The sequence below is a fragment of the Pseudomonas qingdaonensis genome (assembly GCF_018398475.1).
Taxonomy (GTDB): Bacteria; Pseudomonadota; Gammaproteobacteria; order Pseudomonadales; family Pseudomonadaceae; genus Aquipseudomonas; species Aquipseudomonas palmensis.
The window spans coordinates 3,350,839-3,373,123 of the sequence record NZ_CP074676.1 but is presented as its reverse complement, the minus strand read 5'-3'; the positions used below and the strand labels follow the sequence as shown (position 1 = coordinate 3,373,123).

The following is a 22,285-nucleotide window of genomic DNA, read 5'->3' as shown; positions in this document are numbered from 1 at the left end:
GTGAAAGAGTTCTGGATTGCCCCGTCGATGCTGGCGGCCGATTTTGCCCGGTTGGGCGAGGAAGCCGAGCGGGTTCTGGCTGCCGGTGCCGACGTCATCCACATCGACGTGATGGACAACCACTACGTACCCAACCTGACCATGGGGCCGCAGTTCTGCAAGGCGCTGCGCAGCTACGGCATCACCGCGCCGCTGGATGTGCACCTGATGGTCACCCCCGTGGACCCGATGATCCAGGCATTTGCCGAGGCGGGTGCCGACTACATCTCGATTCACCCCGAGGCCACCGTTCACCTGGACCGCTCCCTGCAACTGATCAAGGATCTGGGGTGCAAGGCGGGCCTGGCCTTCAATCCGGCAACAGGGCTGGAGGAATGCAAGTATGTGTTCGACAAGCTCGACCTGTTGTTGCTGATGTCGGTCAACCCCGGCTTCGGCGGGCAGTCGTTCATCCCGGCGGTCTTGCCCAAGATCGAAGCAGCGCGCAAGCTGATCGATGCCAGTGGCCGTGACATCCGCCTGGAAGTGGATGGCGGGGTCAACCTTCACACCATCGGCCAGGTCGCTGCGGCCGGTGCCGACATGTTCGTGGCCGGTACGGCGATCTTTTCCCAGCCCGATTACCGCGCCACGCTCCACGCCTTGCGCAGCACGATTGCCGATGCCGCCCCGCGGCGCCAGTCATGAGCTGTGCAGTGAATTTCGCGAACCAGCATGAGTTACCCGTCCTTGCACAATAATACGTTTATCAAGGCCTTGCTGCGCCAACCCACGGCGCATACGCCTGTCTGGCTGATGCGCCAGGCCGGCCGCTACCTGCCCGAGCATCGTGCCCTGCGTGCCAGGGCCGGCTCGTACCTGGACCTGGTGAAGAGCCCGGACCTGGCCACCGAGGCCAGCCTGCAACCGCTGCGCCGTTTCAGCCTGGACGCCGCCGTGGTGTTCGCCGACATGCTCAGCCTGCCCGACGCCATGGGGCTGGGCCTGTACTGCGTGAACGGCGATGGCCCTCGCTTTCGTCACCCCTTGCGTGACGAGGCGGCCATCGAGCGCCTGCGCGTACCCGAACCCGAGGCGCTGGAGCACACCTACCAGACCCTCGCCCAGGTGCGTCACGAACTGGAGGGCAAGGTGCCGGTGGTGGGCTTTGCCGCAAGCCCCTGGACCCTGGCCTGCTACATGGTCGAGGGTGGCCCGCCGGGCGACTGCCAGTTGATCAAGAAGATGCTCTACCGTCGCCCGGAACTGCTGCACCGGTTGCTCAAGGTGCTCGGTCACGCGGTGGCTGCCGACCTCAATGCACAGATCGAGTCCGGCGCCCAGGCGGTGATGCTGGTGGACAGCTTCGGCGGTGTGCTGGCCGACGCTGCCTATCGGCGTTTCTCCCTGTATTACCTGCGTGAAGTGCTGGCGCGCCTGCACAAGACCCAGCATGGGGTGCGCATTCCCTCCATCGTGCATACCCGTGGTGGCGCCCAGTGGCTCAGCCCGCTGGCCGACAGCGGCGCCGATGCGCTGGGCCTGGACTGGACGTGTGACCTGGCGCTGGCACGCCAGCTGGTGGGCAACTGCGTGGCGCTGCAGGGCAACCTCGACCCGGCCGTGCTGCTGGCAGACGAGGCGAGCATTCGCCGCGAGGTGCGACGCACCCTGCAGACGTTCGGACCACCAGCGGCCGGTTTCGGCCATGTGTTCAACCTGGGGCAGGGCATTTCGCCGGCCACTTCGCCAGAGGCGGTTGCAGTACTGGTCGACGCGGTGCATCACTACAGCCGCGTCGCGGGAGGTGTGCATGCTTGACCCGACGTTCGACTTCGACAAGATGCTGTGTTTCTCGCTGTATTCGACAGCCAACGCCATGGTTCGGGACTATGCCGAACCGCTCAAGCGACGTGGCGTCACCTACCCGCAACTGCTGGTGATGGCCGGGTTGTGGGGCAAGGATGATGTGTCGATCAGCGCCTTGAGCGAGCTCACCCTGTTCGACCTGGGCACGTTGACGCCAATCGTCAAGCGCCTGGCGGATGCGGGGTTCATCACCGTGTACCTGGACCCCAGCGACCGACGCCGACGCAACCTGCTGCTGACCGACAAGGGCCGTGAGCTCAAGGCCGAGGCGGCGCAGGTGTTCAGCAACATGGCGTGCAAGATCGACCTGGGCGAGGGCGAGGTGGAGCAGGTGCTCAACGTGTGCCACCGGATCCGTACCCGCCTGCGCTGACCCGCACCCATTCGCCAGCAAGGCCTGCTCCTGTAGGAGCCAGCCTTGCTGGCGAACAGCCACACCACCCACCACATTGGCACACCCGCCAACCTCCCTGGCAGCCAGCGAAACACCCCACCTTCAGCAGCGCCATACACTCTCCTGGGATGTTCCCAACCATAACAAAAGGAGTGTTCATGACTGCCGGCACCGTACCCCTGCTAGCCAGTGTCCAGCGTTTTCTCGGACGCCAACACGGCCTGTACATCAATGGCGGCTGGCGGCCGTCCACCTCCAGCCAGACCCTTACCGTCTTCAACCCGGCCAACGGCCAACCCATTGCCGTGACCCCCGATGCCAGCGCCGAGGATGTCGACCAGGCCGTGCAATCGGCGCATCGGGCATTCGTCAGTGGCGTGTGGGCGCGCCGCGCCCCGGCCGAGCGCGAGCGTATCCTGCTGCGCTACGCCGATTTGCTCGAACAGCACGGTGAAGAGCTGGCCCAGCTCGAAACCCTGGAACAAGGCAAGTCGATCAACATCGCCCGCGCCTTCGAAGTCGGCAGCACCCTGAACTGGATGCGCTACACCGCCGGCCTCACCACCAAGATCTGCGGGCGCACCCTGGATGTGTCGATCCCGGTGCCTGAAGGCGCCCGCTACACCGCCTATACGCGCAAGGAGCCGGTCGGCGTGGTGGCTGGCATCGTGCCGTGGAACTTCCCGCTGATGATCGGCATGTGGAAGGTGATGCCCGCCCTGGCGGCCGGCTGCTCGATCGTCATCAAGCCCTCCGAGATCACCCCGTTGACCCTGATGCGCATGGCCGAGCTGGCCACCGAGGCCGGCATTCCGGACGGCGTGTTCAACCTGATCACCGGCAGCGGCAGCGTATGCGGCAGCGCCCTCACCAGCCACCCGCGGGTGGCGAAGATCAGCTTTACCGGCTCTACCGCCACCGGCAAGCACATTGCCCGTTCGGCGGTCGACCGCCTGACGCGCCTGTCACTGGAACTGGGTGGCAAGAACCCGGCCATCGTGCTGGCCGACGCCGACCCGCAGCAGGTGATCGAAGGCCTGATGATGGGCAGCTTCCTCAACCAGGGGCAGGTGTGCGCCGCCAGTTCGCGTATCTATGTCGAGGCGCCGCTGTTCGACCGCCTGGCAGCGGATTTCGAGCAGGCGATCAAGGGGCTGAGCGTAGGCCCGGGCCTGGACCCCAGCGCGCAGATCAACGCCCTGGCTTCCGGCGCGCACCAGCAGTCGGTGCAGGCCTACCTGGCCGATGCCCGCGAGCAGGGCGCGCAGATCATCAGCGGTGCCAGCGCGCCGGATGCCAATGGCTACTACGTCAGCCCGTCATTGATCCTCAACCCCGACGACAACCTGCGCCTGACCCGCAGCGAAGTGTTCGGCCCGGTGCTGAGCCTGACCCGCGTGGCCGATGTGGAAGAAGCGCTGGCCCGCGCCAACGACAGCGACTATGGCCTGACCGCCAGCCTGTGGACCACCAGCCTCAAGTCGGCCATGGACCTCACCCCGCGCATCGAGGCCGGCACCGTGTGGGTCAACAGCCACACCCTGATCGATGCCAACATGCCGTTTGGCGGCTTCAAGCAATCCGGTACCGGGCGTGATTTCGGCGTCGACTGGCTGGACGCCTTCACCGAGACCAAGTCGGTGTGCATCCGCCACTGAGGCGGCTGGCAGGCCGCAGGCGCTCAGCTGTAGCGCTTGCGGTACTCGCCGGGCGATACGCCGAAGCGCTGCTTGAACGCGGTGGTGAAGTAGCTGCTGTTGGAGAAGCCCCAGGTGTACCCCAGCGCCGACAGCTTGAGGGTCGACTGCGGGTTGCGCAGGGTTTCGGCGCAGATGTCCAGGCGCCGGTTCTTGATGTACTGCGCGATCACCAGGCCCTTCTTGGCGAACACCCGGTACAGCCCGCGCATCGACACGCCGATGTCGCGCGCGATCATCTCCGGGCACAGCGCCTCGTCGGCAATGTGCGTCTCGATCAGCGCCAGGCTTTTGCGAAAGATGCGTTCATGCGGGTCGGGGTTGCTGTCGCTGCCGCACAGTGCCGGGCGCATCAGGCTGATCAGCGCATCGATCACCGCTTCGCTTTCGGCCAGGCTCACCTCGTCCAGCTGGGTCGAGGACAACAGCATCTGCTGGGCGAGCAGGGCGACCGGCGAGCCGGCCGGGATCTTGCGCCCGATCTCCACCGGGGTGAAGCGCAGCAGCTGGTCGACCCGGTCGTGGGGCAGTATCAGCGAGATCTGCTGGGAGGCATCGCCAAAGGTGAAGTCGCTGGGGCGTGCACTGTCGATCAGCAGGATGTCCCCCGGCATCAGCACTTCGCGGGCGTCGTCCTGGGCCATGTTGGCCATGCCCTTGAGCTGGAACACCGCAAAGTACTTGTGTTCGCTGCTGCGCTGCACCTCGCGCGGCGTGCGCAGCAGCCGCGCGTGAGAGCTGCTCACGTGACTGAAGCGCAGGGCGCCCAGCTGGCGGGGGCGAATCTCACCGCTGAACGCATCCCCCAGCGCGGCACCGTCGAACTCGCCGCAGGCATGGTTGATGTCGGCCAGCCATTGCTGGAAGTGCTGCTGGGCAGTAGCGGTATTCATGGGTCACACCTCACACCTGGCATTGTTGTTAGGGTGCATGTGATGGCTGGGGGCACGCGCTGCAGGTTAGCGCAGCCCGCCGAAGCGCCGGTAGAAGTTTTCGCTGGCATCGGGCAGCGGGCCGTCTGCGGTTTCCATCGCACTGCTCAGCCACTGTTCGGCCGGGGCACAGGTCAGTCGGTACAGGTTGCGGCACAGCTGGCGTGCGGCGCGGCCTTCCCAGTCGCCCGGCAGCAGTTCGTCGGGCAGGTGCGGGTCGCGCAGCAGCAGCTTGCGGTACTCGTGAATCAGCAACAGGCGCACCATGAAGCAGTCCATCGGCTGCAGGCTGTCCTGCTCGCGCAGCGCCTGCCACACCGGGCGAAACAGCTGGATGAACTCGCTGTACTGCGCCCCCAGTTCCTCGATACGCCAGCTTTCGCGCACCTGGGCACGCAAGGCGCGGGAGGCCATCACGTCCTGGCCGGTGGTCTCGAACAGGATGGTGTCTTCCAGCGCGTCCAGGTCCAGCAGGGTGGCGTTGATGTCGGTGCGGTCGGCCCGCGGGCTGGCCAGCACCACCGGCGAGATGGCGCCAAAGCCCTGCCATTCGAGCTCTTCGCGTACCTGCTTGCGCTTGTCGGCAGACAGCTGGGTGAGCATCGCCAGGTGCCAGGAGCCATCCCACTGCGGCACCACCGAGCTGTACACCCGCTTGAAGGCCTTGTCGAAACGCCGCCGCCCGGCACCGGTGAGGCTGTAGTAGCTGCGCCGGCCGACCTTTTCGGCGGTCAGCCAGCCTTCCTTGGTCAGGCGGAACATCGAGGTGCGGATCAGCCGCTCGTTGATGCCGAAGGGCTCGAGCAACTGGATCAGGCTGCCCAGCCACACGGTGCCGCCGTGGGGTTCGATGGCATCGCCATACAGGGTGACGATCAGCGAACTGGCACGGATCGGGATCTGTTCCTGGAAACGGGTGACGAGCTGATTGAGGGGCGCGAGCGACGACATGGAGGATCCGCTGGGTGAAACCCCGGAATATAACTGCCGTTTGTCCTTCAAGGCCAGCGTTGCCGCCGGCACTTCAGGCCGTGTGGTTTTTCGGGCGGAACGTACTGTCGCTGACACGTCTGCGGTCCTGTTCGGGTTGGCTCAAGGGGCTGCATTCCACCATCTGCTCCAGGCAGCGCCGGGTCAGTGCGTGGTACTCGCCCGTGCCGCCCTGCTTCCAGTGCACTTCAGCGTCGCTCAGGCTGCGTTTGACCTGGGCCGGCGAGCCCACCACCAGCGAGCGGGGCGGGCAGTCGAAGCCGGCCTTGACGAAGGCGGTGGCACCGACGATCGAGCAGGCACCGATCACGGCGCCGTCCATGACCACCGCATTCATGCCCACCAGCGCATCGGCACCGATGCGGCAGCCGTGCAGCACGGCGCCGTGGCCCACGTGCCCGTTGCGCTCGATCACCGTGTCGCTGTCGGGGAAGCCGTGCATCACGCAGGTGTCCTGCAGGTTGGCGCCCTGTTCGAGAATGATGCGTCCGAAATCGCCGCGCAGGCTGGCCAGCGGGCCTACATAGCAGTCGGGGCCGACGATCACGTCGCCAATCAGCACCGCCGAAGGGTGCACGTAGGCGCTGGGGTCGATGACCGGGGTGATTCCGCCAAGGCTGTAGCAGGTCATGTCGGTTTCCTGTGGACGGGGATGACAGCGAATATAACGTATTGTTACTTGTTTGCAATGCTTCTATGTATCGCTTCTTGGCGCTGTTCTCGCGATAAACACAGTATTTACAAGTTTTGTTTGGCACGGATGGAAAACAAACAGACACAGACAAGTCACAGCAATGTTGATTTTGTGTATCGTATTGTGGCTATACTCTGCCGCAATCGGCCTCGACCCAACAATAACAGCCAGCCTCGACTGGCCCGTGCGGTGACCGTCATGCCTGACACCCTGTTGCTTGATAACTCCCACGCCGGCATCTGCCTGGTGACGCTGCACCGCCCCGAGGTGCTCAATGCCCTCAACACCCGCCTGCTCGGCGAGCTGGCAGCCGAACTCGAGCGCCTGGAGCGTGACGACAGCTGCCGCGCCGTGGTGCTCACCGGCAGCCGCAAGGCGTTTGCCGCCGGCGCCGACATCAACGAGATGGCCGAGCGCGATGCGGTGGGCATCCTCAACGACCCGCGTGTTGCCTGTTGGCAGCAGATCAGCCGCTTCAGCAAGCCCCTGGTGGCGGCCGTCAACGGCTTTGCCCTGGGCGGTGGCTGCGAGCTGGCGATGCACGCCGATATCATCGTGGCGGGCGTGGATGCGCGCTTCGGCCAGCCGGAAATCAACCTGGGCATCATGCCTGGCGCCGGCGGCACCCAGCGTCTGCTGCGCGCGGTGGGCAAGTCCATGGCCATGCAGATGGTGCTCACCGGCGAGCCCATCGATGCGCGCACCGCGCAACAGGTCGGCCTGGTCAGCGAAATCACCCAACCCGAATTCACCGTCGAGCGCGCCGTGCAGATCGCCCAGGCCATCGCGCGCAAGGCCCCGCTGGCCGTGCGCCTGGCCAAGGAATCGCTGCTCAAGGCCATGGACACCGACCTTGCCAGCGGCCTGCGTTTCGAGCGCCACGCCTTCACCGTGCTGGCCGCCACCGATGACCGGCGCGAGGGCATCAGTGCCTTTCGCGAAAAACGCGCCCCGGTGTTCACCGGCCGCTGAGTGCGCCGGCCCCTTTTACTTCAACCTTGCGAGCGGTACTGGTCATGACCTTCGAGCACATTCTTTTCGACATAGACGACGGCGTGGCCTTTCTGCGCCTGAACCGTCCCGAGCAACTCAACAGCTTCAACGCGCAGATGCACGCCGAAGTGAAGGAGGCGCTCAAGCAGGTACGCGCCAATGCCCAGGTGCGTGTGCTGCTGCTTACCGGTGAAGGGCGCGGCTTCTGTGCCGGGCAGGACCTGTCCGACCGCAACGTCGCGCCCGGTGCGCAGATGCCCGACCTGGGCGAGTCCATCGAAAAATTCTACAACCCGCTGATTCGCGCCCTGCGCGATTTGCCGCTGCCGGTGATCTGCGCGGTCAACGGCGTGGCCGCCGGCGCCGGGGCGAACATCCCGCTGGCCTGCGACCTGGTGCTGGCGGCGCGTTCGGCCAGCTTCATCCAGGCGTTCTGCAAACTCGGCCTGGTGCCCGACTCGGGCGGTACCTGGTTCCTGCCGCGGCTGGTCGGCGTGGCGCGGGCCAAGGCCCTGGCGCTGCTGGGCAACAAGCTGTCGGCCGAGCAGGCCGAGCAGTGGGGGCTGATCTACCGCTGCGTCGACGACGAGGCCCTGCGCGACGAGGCCCTGGGCCTGGCGCGACAGCTGGCGACACAGCCCACCTCGGGCCTGGCACTGATCAAGCGCGGGCTCAATGCCAGCCTGGACAACAGCCTTGACCAGCAACTGGACCTGGAGCGCGACCTGCAGCGCCTGGCCGGGCGCAGCGAGGACTACCGCGAGGGCGTGGCCGCCTTCATGGCCAAGCGCGCCCCCGTGTTCAAGGGGTGCTGAGCATGAGCGCACTGGACACAAGCGTTGTGGTGGCGGTGATCGGTGCCGGGGCCATGGGCGCCGGCATTGCCCAGGTGGCGGCGCAGGCCGGGCATCCGGTGCTGCTGCACGACAGCCGCCCGGGGGCGGCGAGCGCGGCCATCGAGGGGCTGGGTGTGCAACTGGGCAAGCGGGTGGAGAAGGGCAAGCTCGACCCCGCGCAGCGCGAGGCCACCCTGGCGCGCCTGCACGCGGTGCAGGCGCTCGACGAGCTGGCGGATGCGGGGCTGGTGATCGAGGCCATCGTCGAGAACCTCGACGCCAAGCGCGAGCTGTTTGCTCGCCTGGAAGCAATCTGCACGGCCGACTGCGTGCTGGCCAGCAACACCTCGTCGCTGTCGATCACCCGCATCGCGGCCGGCCTGGCGCGGCCCGAGCGGTTCGTGGGCGTGCACTTCTTCAACCCTGCGCCGGTCATGGCGCTGGTCGAGATCGTCTCGGGGCTGGCCACGGCACCGCAGGTAGCGGCCAGCCTGTATGCAACGGCCAGGGCCTGGGGCAAGGCGCCGGTGCATGCCAGCTCCAGCCCGGGCTTCATCGTCAACCGCGTGGCGCGTCCGTTCTATGCCGAAAGCCTGCGCCTGTTGCAGGAGGGTGCGGCCGAGTGCGCCACGCTGGATGCGCTGATGCGCGAGGCCGGCGGCTTTCGCATGGGTGCGTTCGAGCTGACCGACCTGATCGGGCATGACGTCAACTACGCGGTCACCTGTTCGGTGTTCGATGCCTATTACGGCGACATGCGCTTCCAGCCGTCGCTGATCCAGGCGGCGCTGGTGGATGCCGGCCGGCTGGGACGCAAGAGCGGGCAGGGGTTCTATGACTATGGGCCCTCGGCCGCGCGCCCGGTGGTCAGCGAGCTGCGCAGTGGTTTGCGCATCGAGGCCTGTGAAGTCGAAGGCGACCTGGGCATTGCGCAGGGCTTGCTGGCGCGTATCGAGGCGCACGGCATAAAGGTGTCGCGGGCCCCGTCGCGGGTCGAGCCCGCGCCCACCGGTCGTTGTGGGAGCGGGCTTGACCCGCGATGCGGGCACGCAGTCATACGCGTGGGCGACGCCGTGCTGGCCCTGACCGACGGTCGCCTGGCCAGCCAGCGTGCCCGCGACGAAGGCTTGCACAACCTCGTGCTGTTCGACCTGGCGCTGGACTACGCCACCGCTGGGCGCATCGGCATCAGCTGGTCCGCCGACACCACCCCCGCTGCCCGCGACCAGGCTGTGGCCTTGCTGCAGGCCGCGGGCCTGGTGGTCAGCCCGCTGGCCGACGTGCCGGGGCTGCTGGTGATGCGCACCGTGGCCATGCTTGCCAACGAAGCCGCCGACGCGGTGCTGCAGGGCGTGGCCACGGCGGCGGATGTCGACCTGGCCATGCGCAAGGGCGTGAACTACCCCCAAGGCCCGCTGGCCTGGGCCGACGCCATCGGCCCGACGCAGGTGCTGGCGGTACTCGACAATCTGCAGGCCGCCTACGGCGAAAGCCGCTACCGGCCATCACTGCTGCTGCGGCGCACGGTCGCCGAGGGGAGGGCATTGCATGACTGACCTGAACGCCACCGAGCTTGCCAGCCAATGTGCCCAGGCCATGCTCGCCCGTGACCGCGCCAGCCTCGCGCTGGGCATGCAACTGCTGAGCGTCGCGCCGGGCAGGGCGCGCCTGAGCATGCCGGTGCGCGCCGACATGATCCAGGGCCATGGCACCTGCCATGGCGGCTACATCTTCACCCTGGCCGACTCGGCGTTTGCCGTGGCCTGCAACACCTACAACCAGGTCACCATCGGCCTGGGCTGCAGCATCGACTACATCGCCCCGGCACTGATGGGCGACACGCTCAATGCAAGTTGCGTCGAGCAGAGCCGTGGTGGACGCACCGGCAACTACGACGTGCGTGTGGAAAACCAGAACGGGCAGCTGATCGCGCTGTTCCATGGCAAATCTTACAAGGTGCAAGGCACAGTGCTTGCCCAGGAGACCGCAGATGAATGACGCCCTTATCATCGACGCCGTGCGCACCCCCATCGGGCGCTATGCCGGCGCGCTGAGCACGGTACGTGCCGACGACCTGGGCGCGGTGCCGCTGCGTGCGCTGATGGCGCGCCACCCGCAGGTGGACTGGTCACAGGTGGACGACGTGCTGTTCGGCTGCGCCAACCAGGCCGGCGAAGACAATCGCAACGTGGCGCGCATGTCGGCGCTGCTGGCCGGCCTGCCGATAGAAGTGCCGGGCACCACGGTCAACCGCCTGTGCGGCTCGGGCATGGACGCCATCGGCCTGGGCGCACGCTCGATCCGCAGTGGCGAAGCCGGCCTGCTGCTGGTGGGCGGGGTGGAGTCGATGTCGCGCGCACCGCTGGTGATGGGCAAGGCCGAACAGGCCTTCTCGCGCCAGGCGCAACTGTACGACACCACCATTGGCTGGCGCTTCGTCAACGCCGCGATGGAAAAGGCGTATGGTATCGACTCGATGCCGGAGACTGCCGAAAACGTCGCCGCACAGTTCGGCATTTCCCGTGCCGACCAGGACGCCTTCGCCCTGCGCAGCCAGCAACGTGCGGCGGCTGCCCAGGCCAGCGGGCGCCTGGCGCAGGAGATCGTGCCGGTGTCGATTGCCCAGCGCAAGGGCGAGCCCAGGCGCGTCGAGCACGACGAACACCCGCGTGGCGACACCACGCTGCAGATGCTGCAACGCCTGGGTACGCCGTTTCGCGAGGGCGGCAGTGTCACGGCGGGCAATGCCTCGGGGGTCAACGACGGTGCCTGTGCGCTGCTGCTGGCAAGCCCGGCGCAGGCTGCGCGCTTCGGGCTCAAGGCCCGTGGGCGGGTGGTGGCGATGGCCACGGCCGGCGTCGAGCCGCGCATCATGGGCATCGGCCCGGTGCCGGCCACGCGCAAGGTACTGGAACTGGCCAACCTGAACCTGGCCGACATGGATGTCATCGAGCTGAACGAAGCCTTCGCTGCGCAGGGCCTGGCGGTGCTGCGCGAGCTCGGGCTGGCTGACGACGACCCGCGGGTCAACCCCAATGGCGGCGCCATCGCCCTGGGGCATCCGCTGGGCATGAGCGGCGCTCGCCTGGTGACCACCGCACTGGTGGAACTGGAGCAGCGCGGCGGGCGGTACGCGCTGTGCACGATGTGCATCGGCGTGGGGCAGGGTATCGCGATGATCATCGAGCGAACCTGAGCCGGCAATACAGCGGGAGCCGTGCAGCTCCCACACTCGGGCCCGTCAGGGGCTGAACCATAAAAAGAATCAGAGTGAACACATGAACATGGCCGCCTTGAACACTGCTGTACTCGACCCGCTGGAGACCGCCAGCATCGACGAACTGCGCCAGCACCAGCTTGACCGCCTGCGCTGGAGCCTGTCCCACGCCTACCAGAACGTGCCGCTGTACCGCCAGCGCTTCGACCAGTTGGGGGTGCACCCCGACGAGGTGCGTTCGCTGGACGACCTGGCCCGATTCCCGTTCACCACCAAGACCGACCTGCGCGACAACTACCCCTACGGCATGTTCGCCGTGCCCATGCATGACGTGGTGCGGGTGCACGCCTCCAGCGGCACCACCGGCAAGCCGACGGTGGTGGGCTACACGCAGAACGATATCGACACCTGGGCCAACGTGGTGGCGCGCTCGATCCGCGCCGCGGGCGGGCGCAAGGGCGACAAGGTGCATGTGTCGTATGGCTACGGGCTGTTCACCGGCGGGCTGGGCGCGCATTACGGCGCCGAACGCCTGGGCTGCACGGTGATCCCGATGTCGGGCGGGCAGACCGAGAAGCAGGTGCAGCTGATCAACGACTTTCAGCCGGACATCATCATGGTCACGCCCTCGTACATGCTCAACCTGGCCGACGAAATCGAGCGTCAGGGGCTGGACCCGCACAAGCTGGCGCTGCGCCTGGGGATCTTCGGTGCCGAGCCGTGGACCGACGAGCTGCGCCGCTCCATCGAGCAGCGCATGGGCATCACCGCGCTGGATATCTACGGGCTGTCGGAAATCATGGGCCCGGGCGTGGCCATGGAGTGCGCCGAGACCAAGGACGGGCCGACCCTCTGGGAAGACCACTTCTACCCCGAAATCATCGACCCGGTGACCGGTGTGGTGCTGCCTGACGGACAGATGGGCGAGCTGGTGTTCACCTCGCTGAGCAAGGAGGCGCTGCCGATGATCCGCTACCGCACCCGCGACCTGACGCGCCTGTTGCCCGGCACCGCGCGGCCAATGCGGCGCATCGACAAGATCACCGGGCGCAGCGACGACATGCTCATCGTGCGTGGGGTCAACGTGTTCCCGACCCAGGTCGAGGAACAGGTTCTGAAAATAAAACAGTTTTCAGAGTGCTATGAGATTTATCTGTATCGTGATGGAAATCTCGACACGGTGGATGTGCACGTGGAGCTGCGTGCCGAATGCCAGCACTACGACGAGGCCCAGCGCAGGCTGCTGACCGCCGAGCTGGGCAAGCAGATCAAGACCTACATCGGCATCAGCACGCGCATCGTGCTGCAGCCGTTGGGCACGCTGAAACGTTCGGAAGGCAAGGCCTGTCATGTGTATGACAAGCGTCTGGCCAGCTGATAGCTGATGGCTGCCGAAGCCCCGACCTGGTCGGGGCTTTTTTTTGTTCTTGGATAAAGCGTGTTCCTGTGGGAGCGGGCTTGACCCGCGATGGAGCGCGTAGCGGTCCGCTTTCAGTGCAAAGCGATACAAAAAAACATTAGATACACTAAAAAGCTGTTTGATATTGAATTGTGTATCGCTTATAAATACTCCCATGCCCAACCAGCCTTGAGGCGGGAGCCCGAACATGTACGCACAGCTTGTCGAAACCGGCGTCAAACGCATCAAGTCCCTGGACGAGATGTCGCCCCAGGAACGTGCCTTCCAGGAAAAGATCGACGCCGAAATCAAGATCGAAGCCAAGAACTGGATGCCCGACGCCTATCGTCAGACCCTCATCCGCCAGATTTCCCAGCACGCCCACTCCGAGATCGTCGGCATGCTGCCCGAGGGCAACTGGGTCACCCGTGCCCCGACCCTCAAGCGCAAGCTGCAGCTGATGGCCAAGATCCAGGACGAAGCCGGCCACGGCCTGTACCTGTACAGCGCCATGGAAACCCTGGGCGCCGATCGCGACGAAGAGATCGCCAAGCTGCACAGCGGCAAGGCCAAGTACTCCAGCATCTTCAACTACCCGACCCTCAACTGGGCCGACATGGGCGCAGTGGGCTGGCTGGTGGATGGCGCGGCCATCGTCAACCAGGTGGTGCTGCAGCGCACCTCCTACGGCCCCTACGCACGGGCCATGGTGCGCATCTGCAAGGAAGAGAGCTTTCACCAGCGCCAGGGCTACGAGATTCTGCTGACCATGATGCGCCACGGCACCCAGGCCCAGAAGGACATGGTGCAGGACGCGATCAACCGCCTGTGGTGGCCGGCGCTGATGATGTTCGGCCCCAGCGACGACAACTCGCCCAACAGCGCGCAGTCGATGGCCTGGAAGATCAAACGCCAGAGCAACGACGAATTGCGCCAGCGCTTCGTCGACCAGACCATCCCGCAGCTCGAACTGCTGGGCTGCACCGCCCCCGACCCCGACCTGAAGTGGAACGCCGAGCGCGGCCACTACGATTTCGGCGCCATCCAGTGGCAGGAATTCTTCGACGTGCTCAAGGGCAACGGCCCGTGCAACCAGGAACGCCTGGCCACCCGGCGCAATGCCATCGAAAGCGGCGCCTGGGTGCGTGAAGCCGCCGTCGCCTACGCCCGCAAACAACAGAACAAGAACGCCGCCTGAACCGGCGACTGATGGGAGATACACGATGTCTGTCTGGACCCTCTACGAAGTGTTCGTGCGCAGCAAGCACGGCCTGAACCACAAGCATGTGGGCAGCGTGCATGCCGCCGACGACGCCATGGCCATCGAGAACGCCCGCGAGCTGTACACCCGCCGCAGCGAAGGCGTAAGCCTGTGGGTGGTGCCCTCGGCGCTGATCGTGGCCTCCTCGCCGGACGAGAAGGACCCGCTGTTCGACCCGGCCGACGACAAGGTCTACCGGCACGCCAGCTTCTACGAGCTGCCCGACGAAGTCGGACACATGTGAGGTCGACCATGAACAGCACCCAAGACGATCTGATCCATTACCTGCTGCTGCTGGGCGACAGCGCCCTGATCCAGGGCCAGCGCCTGTGCGAGTGGTGCGGCAAGGCGCCGGCCATCGAGGAAGAGCTGGCGCTGATGAACGTCGGCCTGGACCTGGTGGGCCAGGCGCGCAACTGGCTGGACTACGCCGCCGAGCTGCTGGCCGACGGCCGCGATGCCGACGACCTGGCGTTTCGCCGCGACGAGCGCGCCTACCGCAACCTGCTGCTGGTGGAGCAGCCCAACGGCGATTTCGCCGTGACCATGGCCAAGCAGTTCCTGTTCGACGCCTGGCACCTGCAGGTGCTCAAGGGCCTGTGCGACTCCACCGACCTGCGCATCGCCGGCATCGCCGCCAAGGCGCTCAAGGAGGTCACCTACCACCTGCGTCGCTCCAGTGAATGGGTGCAGCGCCTGGGTGGCGGCACCGACGAAAGTCGCCGGCGCATGCTCGCGGCCATCACGCAGGTGTGGCGCTTCACCGTGGAGCTGGCCAGCGGCAGCGAGGCTGAAACCCGCCTGGCCGCAGCGGGCATCGGCGCCGACCCGGCGCAGGTCGGCGCGGCATGGCTGCACCAGGTCGAGGTCACCTTCGCCTCGGTCGAACTGTCGCTGCCGCCTGCGGCCAGCCACTTCTACCTCAGCGGGCGTACCGGCATGCACACCGAGCACCTGGGCATCCTGCTGGCCGAAATGCAGTTTTTGCCACGGGCCTACCCCGATGCAACCTGGTGAGCTGATCGCCAGCGACCACGGTGCGCGGGCACTGCGGGCCGATGACCTGAGCCACGCCTGGACGGTGCTGGAGCAGGTGATGGACCCGGAAGTGCCGGTGGTCAGCGTGGTCGACCTCGGGATAGTGCGCGACCTGCACTGGCAGGCCGGCCACCTGCACCTTGTGGTCACGCCGACCTATTCGGGCTGCCCGGCCACCGAGGTGATCGAGGGCGATATCCGCCAGGCGCTGGAGCAGGCCGGGTTCGCCGCGCCGTGCCTGGAGCGGCGCCTGACGCCGGCCTGGAGCACCGACTGGATCACCGAGCAGGGGCGCGAGCGCCTGCGTGCCTATGGCATCGCGCCGCCCGTGGGCAGTGCCAGCAAGCGCAGCCTGCTGGGCGAAAGCCCGCAGGTGCTGTGCCCGGTGTGCGCCAGCAGCCACACCGAGCTGCTCAGCCAGTTCGGCTCCACGGCCTGCAAGGCCCTGTACCGGTGCCGCGAGTGCCTGGAACCTTTCGACTATTTCAAATGCATCTGAGCGCGCTGGCGCCGTGCAGCGGGAGAACAGCATGAGTCAATTTCACAGCCTGACCATCAAGGATGTGCGCGCCGAGACCCGCGATGCGGTGTCGATTGCCTTCGAGGTGCCGGCGCACCTGCAGGACGATTTCCGTTTCACCCAGGGCCAGTACCTGGTGATGCGCACGCAACTGGACGACGAGGAAGTGCGCCGTTCGTACTCGATCTGCAGCGGCGTGGAAGACGGCGAGCTGCGCGTGGCGATCAAGCGCGTGGCCGGCGGGCGCTTCTCGGCGTTTGCCAACGAGGTGCTCAAGGTCGGCCACAGCCTCGAAGTGATGCCGCCTTCGGGCAGCTTCCATGTGCCACTGGACCCGACCCGTCGCGGCAACTACCTGGCGGTGGCGGCGGGCAGCGGCATCACGCCGATCCTGTCGATCATCAAGACCACCCTGGAGCGCGAACCCGACAGCCGCTTCACCTTGCTCTACGGCAACCGCTCAAGCTCCGGCGCGCTGTTTCGCGACAAGCTCGAAGACCTGAAGAACCGCTACCTGCAACGCCTGAACCTGATCTTCGTGTTCAGCCGCGAGCAGCAGGACGTGGACCTGTACAACGGGCGCATCGACGCCGACAAGTGCGGTCAGCTGTTCTCGCGCTGGCTCGACCCAAGGGCGCTGGACGCCGCCTTCATCTGCGGCCCGCAGGCGATGACCGAGACCGTGCGCGACAGCCTCAAGGCCAATGGCATGGCGGGGGAGAAGATCCATTTCGAGCTGTTCGCAGCGGCGGGCGACGAACGCAAGCGTGAAGCCCGCGAGGCGGCACGCCAGCTGGACGCCGCCGTCAGCCAGATCACCGTGATCAGCGACGGTCGGGCGCTGGCCTTCGACCTGCCGCGCAACACCGTCAGCGTGCTGGATGCCGGCAATGCCATCGGCGCCGAGCTGCCGTACTCGTGCAAGGCCGGGGTGTGCTCGACCTGCAAGTGCAAGGTCATCGAAGGGGAGGTGGAGATGGACAGCAACCACGCCCTGGAGGACTACGAAGTGGCGGCGGGGTATGTGCTGTCGTGCCAGACGTACCCGGTCAGCGACAGGGTGGTGCTGGACTTCGATCAGGTCTGATACCGCGTCGGTCCCATCGCCGGCAAGGCCGGCTCCTACACGGCGATGAGGCCCGCCTGAACACCGCAACACCTGTGTGCCCTGAAAACTAAAACAACAACACCAAGAGAGCGCCCCAATGACCCCCGAAGACATCGACAGCATCTGCAAGCACCCCGACTTCAAGCAACTGGTACGGCGCAAGCAGCGCCTGAACTGGTCGCTGACCCTGGCCATGCTGGTCATCTACTACGGCTTCGTGCTGCTGGTGGCGTTCTCCCCCAGCACCCTGGGGCAATCGCTCAGCGGCGGCGTGACCACCGTCGGCATGCTGGTCGGCGTGCTGGTGGTGCTGGTGTCCTTCGGCCTCACCGGGATCTACGTGTACCGCGCCAACAACGTGCTCGACCCGCTCAACGACAAGGTCCGCCAGGAGTGCGCGAAATGAACTGGACAGCCATCAGCATGTTCCTGCTGTTCGTCGTGTTCACCCTGGGTATCACCCGCTGGGCCGCACAGCGCACCCGTTCGGCCAGTGACTTCTACACCGCAGGCGGCGGCCTCACCGGCTTTCAGAACGGCCTGGCCATCGCCGGCGACATGATCAGCGCCGCCTCGTTCCTAGGCATCTCCGCGATGATGTTCCTCAACGGCTATGACGGCCTGCTGTACGCCCTGGGCGTGCTGGCCGGCTGGCCGATCATCCTGTTCCTGATTGCCGAGCGCCTGCGCAACCTGGGCAAGTACACCTTCGCCGACGTGGTGTCGTACCGCCTGGACCAGACCCCGGTGCGCCTGACCTCGGCCCTGGGCACCCTGACCGTGGCACTGATGTACCTGGTGGCGCAGATGGTCGGCGCCGGCAAGCTGATCGAGCTGCTGTTCGGCATCAGCTACCTGTATGCGGTGATGCTGGTGGGCGTGCTGATGGTGTTCTACGTGACCTTCGGCGGCATGCTCGCCACCACCTGGGTACAGATCATCAAGGCCGTGCTGCTGCTCTCGGGCACCAGCTTCATGGCGTTCATGGTGCTCAAGCACTTTGGTTTCAGCACCGAGGCGATGTTCAGCGCCGCCACCGAGGTGCACGCCAAGGGCACCGCGATCATGGCCCCGGGCGGGCTGCTGTCCAACCCCATCGACGCGATTTCCCTGGGCCTGGGCATGATGTTCGGCACCGCCGGGCTGCCGCATATCCTGATGCGCTTCTTCACCGTGAGTGACGCCAAGCAAGCGCGCAAGAGCGTGTTCTACGCCACCGGCTTCATTGGCTACTTCTACCTGCTACTGATCATGGTGGGCTTCGGCGCCATCGTGATGGTCGGCACCGACGCAAGCTACCGCGACGTCAACGGCGCGATCATCGGCGGCGGCAACATGATCGCCGTGCACCTGGCGCAGGCCGTGGGCGGCAACCTGTTCCTGGGCTTCATCTCGGCCGTGGCCTTCGCCACCATCCTGGCAGTGGTGGCCGGGCTGGCGTTGTCCGGCGCCTCGGCGGTGTCCCACGACCTGTACGCCTGCGTGATCCGCAAGGGCCAGGCCACCGAGAAGGAAGAGATGCGCGTGTCGCGCATCGCCACCCTGGCCATCGGCGTGCTGGCGATCATCCTGGGCCTGATGTTCGAGTCGCAGAACATCGCGTTCCTGTCCGGGCTGGTGCTGGCGATTGCCGCCTCGGTGAATTTCCCGGTGCTGTTCCTCTCGATGTACTGGAAGGGCCTGACCACCCGTGGCGCGGTGATCGGCAGCATGAGCGGGCTGGTCTCGGCCATCGTGCTGCTGGTGCTCAGCCCGGCGGTGTGGGTCAACGTGCTGCACAACGAAACGGCGCTGTTCCCCTACAGCAACCCGGCGCTGTTCTCCATGAGCCTGGCGTTCCTGGGCGCCTGGGTGTTCTCGGTCACCGACACCTCGGAGCGGGCAGCGCAGGAACGCGGCCGCTACCTGGCGCAGTTCATCCGCTCGATGACCGGCATCGGTGCCGCAGGCGCAAGCAAACACTAATAAACCAAAACGATTGTCGGGTATAAAAATAATGAACCACATTCGCTTCATGCCGGCTTCGCTGCTGGCCGGCTTTGCCTTGCCCCTGGTCGCCGCGCCGGCCCTGGCCGACTTCATCGACGACAGCCATGCCAAGGTCGAGTTGCGCAACCACTACATCAACCGCGATTTTCGCCAGAGCAACGCGCCGCAATCCAAGGCCGAGGAGTGGGCCCAGGGCTTTACCGTGAAGTTCGAGTCCGGCTTCACCGATGGCCCGATCGGGGTAGGCGTCGACGCCATGGGGCAACTGGGCATCAAGCTCGACTCCAGCCGTGATCGGCGCGGCACCGGGCTGCTGCCGTTCGGGCCAGACAGCCTGGAACCGGCCGACGACTACAGCGAGCTGGGCCTGACCGCCAAGCTGCGCGCCTCAAAGAGCGTGCTGCGCCTGGGTACCTTGCAGCCGATCCTGCCGGTGGTGGTGTACAACGACACCCGCCTGCTGGCCGCCAGCTTTCAGGGCGGCCTGCTGACCAGCCAGGAGATCGACGGCCTGACGTTCAACGCCGGGCGGCTGACCAAGGCCAACCTGCGCGATTCCTCCAGCCGCGACGACATCGGCTATGGCGCGGCCAGCAGCGACCGCTTCGATTTTGGTGGCGGCACCTATGCCTTCACCCCGCAACTGAACCTGACGTACTACTACGCCAAGCTCGACCAGATCTACCGTCAGCAGTTCGTCGGCCTGGTGCACACCCAGCCGCTGGGCGAGGGCCTGAGCCTGCGCAGCGACCTGCGCTATTTCGACAGCCGTGGCGACGGCGCCGAGCGGGCAGGGCGCATCGACAACCGCAACTTCAACGGCATGTTCACCCTGGCCAGTGGCGCGCACAAGGTCAGTGCCACCTTCCAGCAGATGTCGGGCGACAGCGCCTTCCCGTTCCTCAACGGCGGCGACCCGTACACCGTCAACCTGGTGACCTACAACACCTACACCCGCGCCGGGCTCGACTCCTGGCAACTGCGCTACGACTACGACTTCGTCGCCCTGGGCATCCCGGGCCTGAGCTTCATGACCCGCTACACCGACGGGCGTCATGCCAGGACCGCGACCGTGGACAACGGCCGCGAGCGCGAACGCGACACCGACATCACCTACGTGGTGCAGAGCGGCCCGTTGAAGAACGTCAGCCTGCGCTGGCGCAACGTCACCTTCCGCTCAGGCAACGGCTTGACCAACAGCCTGGACGAGAACCGCCTGATCATCGGCTACACCCTGGCGCTGTGGTAAGCGCGCCCCTTAAAAGAACCGGAGGACACCTCATGTCTGTTGCCCCAACCTTGCAAAGCTTCATCGCCGGCCGCTGGCTCGGCCAGCATGGCGCGCAGCCGCTGCGCAGCGCCCTGGACGGGCACGTATTGGCGTACAGCCATGAAGAGCGGCCCGACTTTGCCGAAGCCATCGAGCATGCGCGCCGTGAGGGCCTGCGCAGCCTGATGGCGATGGACTTCCAGCAGCGTGCCGCGCGGCTCAAGGCCCTGGCGCTGTACCTGGCCGAGCGCAAGGAACAGCTCTACGCACTGTCCCACCACAGCGGTGCTACCCGCGCCGACAGCTGGATCGACATCGAGGGCGGCAACGCCACGCTGTTCGCCTATGCCGGCATCGGCAGCCGCGAACTGCCCTCGGGCAACCTGCTGCACGAAGGCCCGGCCATCCCGCTGGGCAAGCAGGGCACCTTCGCCGGCAGCCACATCCTGGTGCCGCGTGCGGGGCTTGCGGTGCACATCAACGCGTTCAACTTCCCGATCTGGGGCATGCTTGAAAAGTTCGCGCCGACCTTTCTGGCCGGCATGCCGTGCATCGTCAAGCCGGCCACCTCCACCAGCTACCTGACCGAAGCGGTGGTGCGCCTGATGGATGAGTCCGGCCTGCTGCCGGCCGGCAGCCTGCAACTGGTGGTGGGCAGCACCGGCGACCTGCTCGACCGCCTGCAAGGCCAGGACGTGGTGACCTTCACCGGTTCTGCCGACACCGCGGCCAAGCTGCGGGTGACCCCGAACCTGATCCGCCACTCGGTGCCGTTCACCGCCGAGGCCGACTCGCTCAACTGCGCGATCCTGGGCCCGGACGTGAAGCCGGACGATGCCGAGTTCGACCTGTACATCAAGGAAGTGGTGCGCGAGATGACCACCAAGGCGGGGCAGAAGTGCACCGCCATCCGCCGCGCCATCGTGCCGGCCAAGCACCTGGACGCCGTGGCCACGCGCCTGCGCGAGCGCCTGAGCAAGGTAGTGGTGGGCGACCCGTCGGTGGAGGGCGTGCGCATGGGCGCGCTGGCTTCCCATGACCAGCAGCGCGACGTGGGCGAGCGGGTGCGCAGCCTGCTGCAGAGCTGCGACCAGCTGTTCGGCGCCAGCGATGGTTTCGAACCACGGGGCGAGGGCGTGGGCGAAGGGGCGTTCTTTGCGCCGACCCTGCTGCAGGCACGCGACCCGCACGCCGATGGCGGTGCCCACGACATCGAGGCCTTCGGCCCGGTGAGCACGCTGATGGCCTACCACGACCTGGACGAAGCGCTGGCGCTGGCCGCGCGCGGCAAAGGCAGCCTGGTGGCCAGCCTGGTGACCGCCGACCGCGAGGTGGCAGCCAAGGCCATTCCGGTGGCTGCGGCCTGGCACGGTCGGTTGCTGATCCTCGACAGCGAGGCGGCGGCGGAGTCCACCGGGCACGGTTCGCCCTTGCCGCAGCTCAAGCACGGCGGCCCTGGGCGTGCCGGTGGCGGTGAAGAGCTGGGCGGGCTGCGGGCGGTCAAGCACTACCTGCAGCGTGCGGCAGTGCAGGGTTCGCCGAGCATGCTGATGGCGGTGACCGGCGAGTATGTGCGCGGTGCCCAGGTGTACGAGAGCGAGGTGCACCCGTTCCGTCGTCACTTCGAAGAGCTGCGCATCGGCGAGTCGCTGCTGACCCATCGACGTACCGTGACCGAAGCGGACCTGGTGAACTTCGGCTGCCTGTCGGGGGATCATTTCTACATGCACTTCGACGACATTGCGGCCAGGCAATCGCAGTTCGGCAAGCGCATTGCGCATGGCTACTTCGTGTTGTCGGCGGCGGCGGGGCTGTTCGTCTCGCCGGGCGAGGGGCCGGTGCTGGCCAACTATGGCCTGGACACCCTGCGTTTCATCAGCCCGGTGGGCATTGGCGACACCATCCAGGCGCGCCTGACCTGCAAGCGCAAGATCGACCAGGGCAAATCCAGCCCGCTGGGCCAGCCGCAAGGGGTGGTGGCGTGGGATGTGGAAGTGACCAACCAGCTGGGTGAGCTGGTGGCCAGCTACGACATCCTGACGCTGGTGCTCAAGCGCCCGGCCTGACCTTGTTCGCCTGTAGGAGCCGGCCTTGCCGGC

21 protein-coding genes and 1 pseudogene are annotated in these 22,285 nt (G+C 66.2%); 19 read left to right on the top strand and 3 right to left on the bottom strand.

The genetic code is table 11. The annotated features are described in order from the left end of the window. The 4 genes from rpe to KH389_RS15300 all read left to right on the top strand — a co-directional run bounded on the left by rpe (nucleotide 1) and on the right by KH389_RS15300 (nucleotide 3,900). The gene (gene rpe / locus KH389_RS15315; RefSeq protein ID WP_043863018.1) at nucleotides 1–687 is read left to right on the top strand and encodes a ribulose-phosphate 3-epimerase; all 687 of its coding nucleotides are present in this window, start codon (nucleotides 1–3) and stop codon (nucleotides 685–687) included. A gap of 27 nt (nucleotides 688–714) precedes the next feature. Further along, the gene (gene hemE, locus KH389_RS15310) at nucleotides 715–1,800 is read left to right on the top strand and encodes a uroporphyrinogen decarboxylase (RefSeq protein WP_213605779.1); all 1,086 of its coding nucleotides are present in this window, start codon (nucleotides 715–717) and stop codon (nucleotides 1,798–1,800) included. Continuing rightward, complete coding sequence (locus KH389_RS15305; RefSeq protein ID WP_043863016.1) at nucleotides 1,793–2,221, top strand: MarR family winged helix-turn-helix transcriptional regulator; 429 nt, start codon at nucleotides 1,793–1,795, stop codon at nucleotides 2,219–2,221. The genes hemE and KH389_RS15305 overlap by 8 nt, the downstream gene beginning before the upstream one ends. A 179-nt stretch (nucleotides 2,222–2,400) precedes the next feature. Next, nucleotides 2,401–3,900 carry an aldehyde dehydrogenase family protein gene (locus KH389_RS15300; RefSeq protein ID WP_058541132.1) on the top strand — a complete coding sequence of 500 codons (1,500 nt, stop codon included), beginning with the start codon at nucleotides 2,401–2,403 and terminating at the stop codon, nucleotides 3,898–3,900. A 23-nt stretch (nucleotides 3,901–3,923) separates the two neighbouring features. Here the strand turns inward: KH389_RS15300 and feaR are convergent, their stop codons facing one another. The 3 genes from feaR to paaY all read right to left on the bottom strand — a co-directional run bounded on the left by feaR (nucleotide 3,924) and on the right by paaY (nucleotide 6,492). Continuing rightward, a complete protein-coding gene (feaR, locus tag KH389_RS15295) occupies nucleotides 3,924–4,832 on the bottom strand; it encodes a transcriptional regulator FeaR (protein ID WP_043863014.1) in 909 nt (302 codons plus the stop codon). A gap of 66 nt (nucleotides 4,833–4,898) precedes the next feature. Next, the gene (gene paaX / locus KH389_RS15290) at nucleotides 4,899–5,822 is read right to left on the bottom strand and encodes a phenylacetic acid degradation operon negative regulatory protein PaaX (protein WP_054915441.1); all 924 of its coding nucleotides are present in this window, start codon (nucleotides 5,820–5,822) and stop codon (nucleotides 4,899–4,901) included. Between the two features lie 73 nt (nucleotides 5,823–5,895). Then, nucleotides 5,896–6,492 carry a phenylacetic acid degradation protein PaaY gene (gene paaY, locus KH389_RS15285; RefSeq protein ID WP_043863012.1) on the bottom strand — a complete coding sequence of 199 codons (597 nt, stop codon included), beginning with the start codon at nucleotides 6,490–6,492 and terminating at the stop codon, nucleotides 5,896–5,898. 261 nt (nucleotides 6,493–6,753) lie between these two features. Between paaY and paaF the strand changes: the two genes are divergently transcribed. From paaF to paaZ, 15 genes and pseudogenes are all read left to right on the top strand, one after another. Beyond that, complete coding sequence (gene paaF, locus KH389_RS15280) at nucleotides 6,754–7,527, top strand: 2,3-dehydroadipyl-CoA hydratase PaaF (RefSeq protein WP_043863011.1); 774 nt, start codon at nucleotides 6,754–6,756, stop codon at nucleotides 7,525–7,527. Nucleotides 7,528–7,571: 44 nt separating this feature from the next. Next, on the top strand, nucleotides 7,572–8,363 hold the full coding sequence (gene paaG, locus KH389_RS15275) for a 2-(1,2-epoxy-1,2-dihydrophenyl)acetyl-CoA isomerase PaaG (RefSeq protein WP_043863010.1): 792 nt from the start codon (nucleotides 7,572–7,574) through the stop codon (nucleotides 8,361–8,363). A 2-nt stretch (nucleotides 8,364–8,365) separates the two neighbouring features. Continuing rightward, nucleotides 8,366–9,940, top strand: a complete 1,575-nt coding sequence (paaH, locus tag KH389_RS15270) for a 3-hydroxyacyl-CoA dehydrogenase PaaH (protein ID WP_043863009.1) — start codon at nucleotides 8,366–8,368, stop codon at nucleotides 9,938–9,940. Next, entirely contained in the window at nucleotides 9,933–10,382 is a 450-nt protein-coding gene (gene paaI, locus KH389_RS15265; protein ID WP_043863008.1) for a hydroxyphenylacetyl-CoA thioesterase PaaI, read from the top strand. Before paaH ends, paaI begins: the two co-directional genes overlap by 8 nt. Next, entirely contained in the window at nucleotides 10,375–11,580 is a 1,206-nt protein-coding gene (gene pcaF, locus KH389_RS15260; RefSeq protein ID WP_123752470.1) for a 3-oxoadipyl-CoA thiolase, read from the top strand. Before paaI ends, pcaF begins: the two co-directional genes overlap by 8 nt. Before the next feature lie 82 nt (nucleotides 11,581–11,662). Further along, nucleotides 11,663–12,979: a phenylacetate--CoA ligase PaaK gene (paaK, locus tag KH389_RS15255; RefSeq protein ID WP_043863006.1), complete on the top strand. Its 1,317-nt coding sequence runs from the start codon at nucleotides 11,663–11,665 to the stop codon at nucleotides 12,977–12,979. 229 nt (nucleotides 12,980–13,208) lie between these two features. After that, the gene (gene paaA / locus KH389_RS15250) at nucleotides 13,209–14,198 is read left to right on the top strand and encodes a 1,2-phenylacetyl-CoA epoxidase subunit PaaA (protein WP_054915436.1); all 990 of its coding nucleotides are present in this window, start codon (nucleotides 13,209–13,211) and stop codon (nucleotides 14,196–14,198) included. 25 nt (nucleotides 14,199–14,223) lie between these two features. Next, entirely contained in the window at nucleotides 14,224–14,505 is a 282-nt protein-coding gene (gene paaB, locus KH389_RS15245; RefSeq protein WP_043863004.1) for a 1,2-phenylacetyl-CoA epoxidase subunit PaaB, read from the top strand. Between the two features lie 8 nt (nucleotides 14,506–14,513). After that, nucleotides 14,514–15,278, top strand: coding sequence for a 1,2-phenylacetyl-CoA epoxidase subunit PaaC (gene paaC / locus KH389_RS15240; RefSeq protein ID WP_213605778.1), 765 nt, complete (start codon nucleotides 14,514–14,516; stop codon nucleotides 15,276–15,278). Further along, nucleotides 15,265–15,798, top strand: coding sequence for a 1,2-phenylacetyl-CoA epoxidase subunit PaaD (gene paaD, locus KH389_RS15235; protein ID WP_054915435.1), 534 nt, complete (start codon nucleotides 15,265–15,267; stop codon nucleotides 15,796–15,798). Before paaC ends, paaD begins: the two co-directional genes overlap by 14 nt. Before the next feature lie 31 nt (nucleotides 15,799–15,829). Further along, on the top strand, nucleotides 15,830–16,906 hold the full coding sequence (gene paaE / locus KH389_RS15230; protein ID WP_043863001.1) for a 1,2-phenylacetyl-CoA epoxidase subunit PaaE: 1,077 nt from the start codon (nucleotides 15,830–15,832) through the stop codon (nucleotides 16,904–16,906). A gap of 118 nt (nucleotides 16,907–17,024) precedes the next feature. Beyond that, nucleotides 17,025–17,333 carry a DUF485 domain-containing protein gene (locus KH389_RS15225; RefSeq protein WP_043863000.1) on the top strand — a complete coding sequence of 103 codons (309 nt, stop codon included), beginning with the start codon at nucleotides 17,025–17,027 and terminating at the stop codon, nucleotides 17,331–17,333. Beyond that, nucleotides 17,324–18,892, top strand: a pseudogene (locus KH389_RS15220) (cation acetate symporter); the annotation flags it as partial. The gene KH389_RS15225 and the pseudogene KH389_RS15220, both read left to right, overlap by 10 nt. A gap of 31 nt (nucleotides 18,893–18,923) precedes the next feature. Beyond that, on the top strand, nucleotides 18,924–20,165 hold the full coding sequence (locus tag KH389_RS15215) for an OprD family porin (RefSeq protein WP_043862998.1): 1,242 nt from the start codon (nucleotides 18,924–18,926) through the stop codon (nucleotides 20,163–20,165). A gap of 32 nt (nucleotides 20,166–20,197) precedes the next feature. Beyond that, nucleotides 20,198–22,252: a phenylacetic acid degradation bifunctional protein PaaZ gene (paaZ, locus tag KH389_RS15210; protein ID WP_213605777.1), complete on the top strand. Its 2,055-nt coding sequence runs from the start codon at nucleotides 20,198–20,200 to the stop codon at nucleotides 22,250–22,252. Nucleotides 22,253–22,285: the final 33 nt, after the last annotated feature.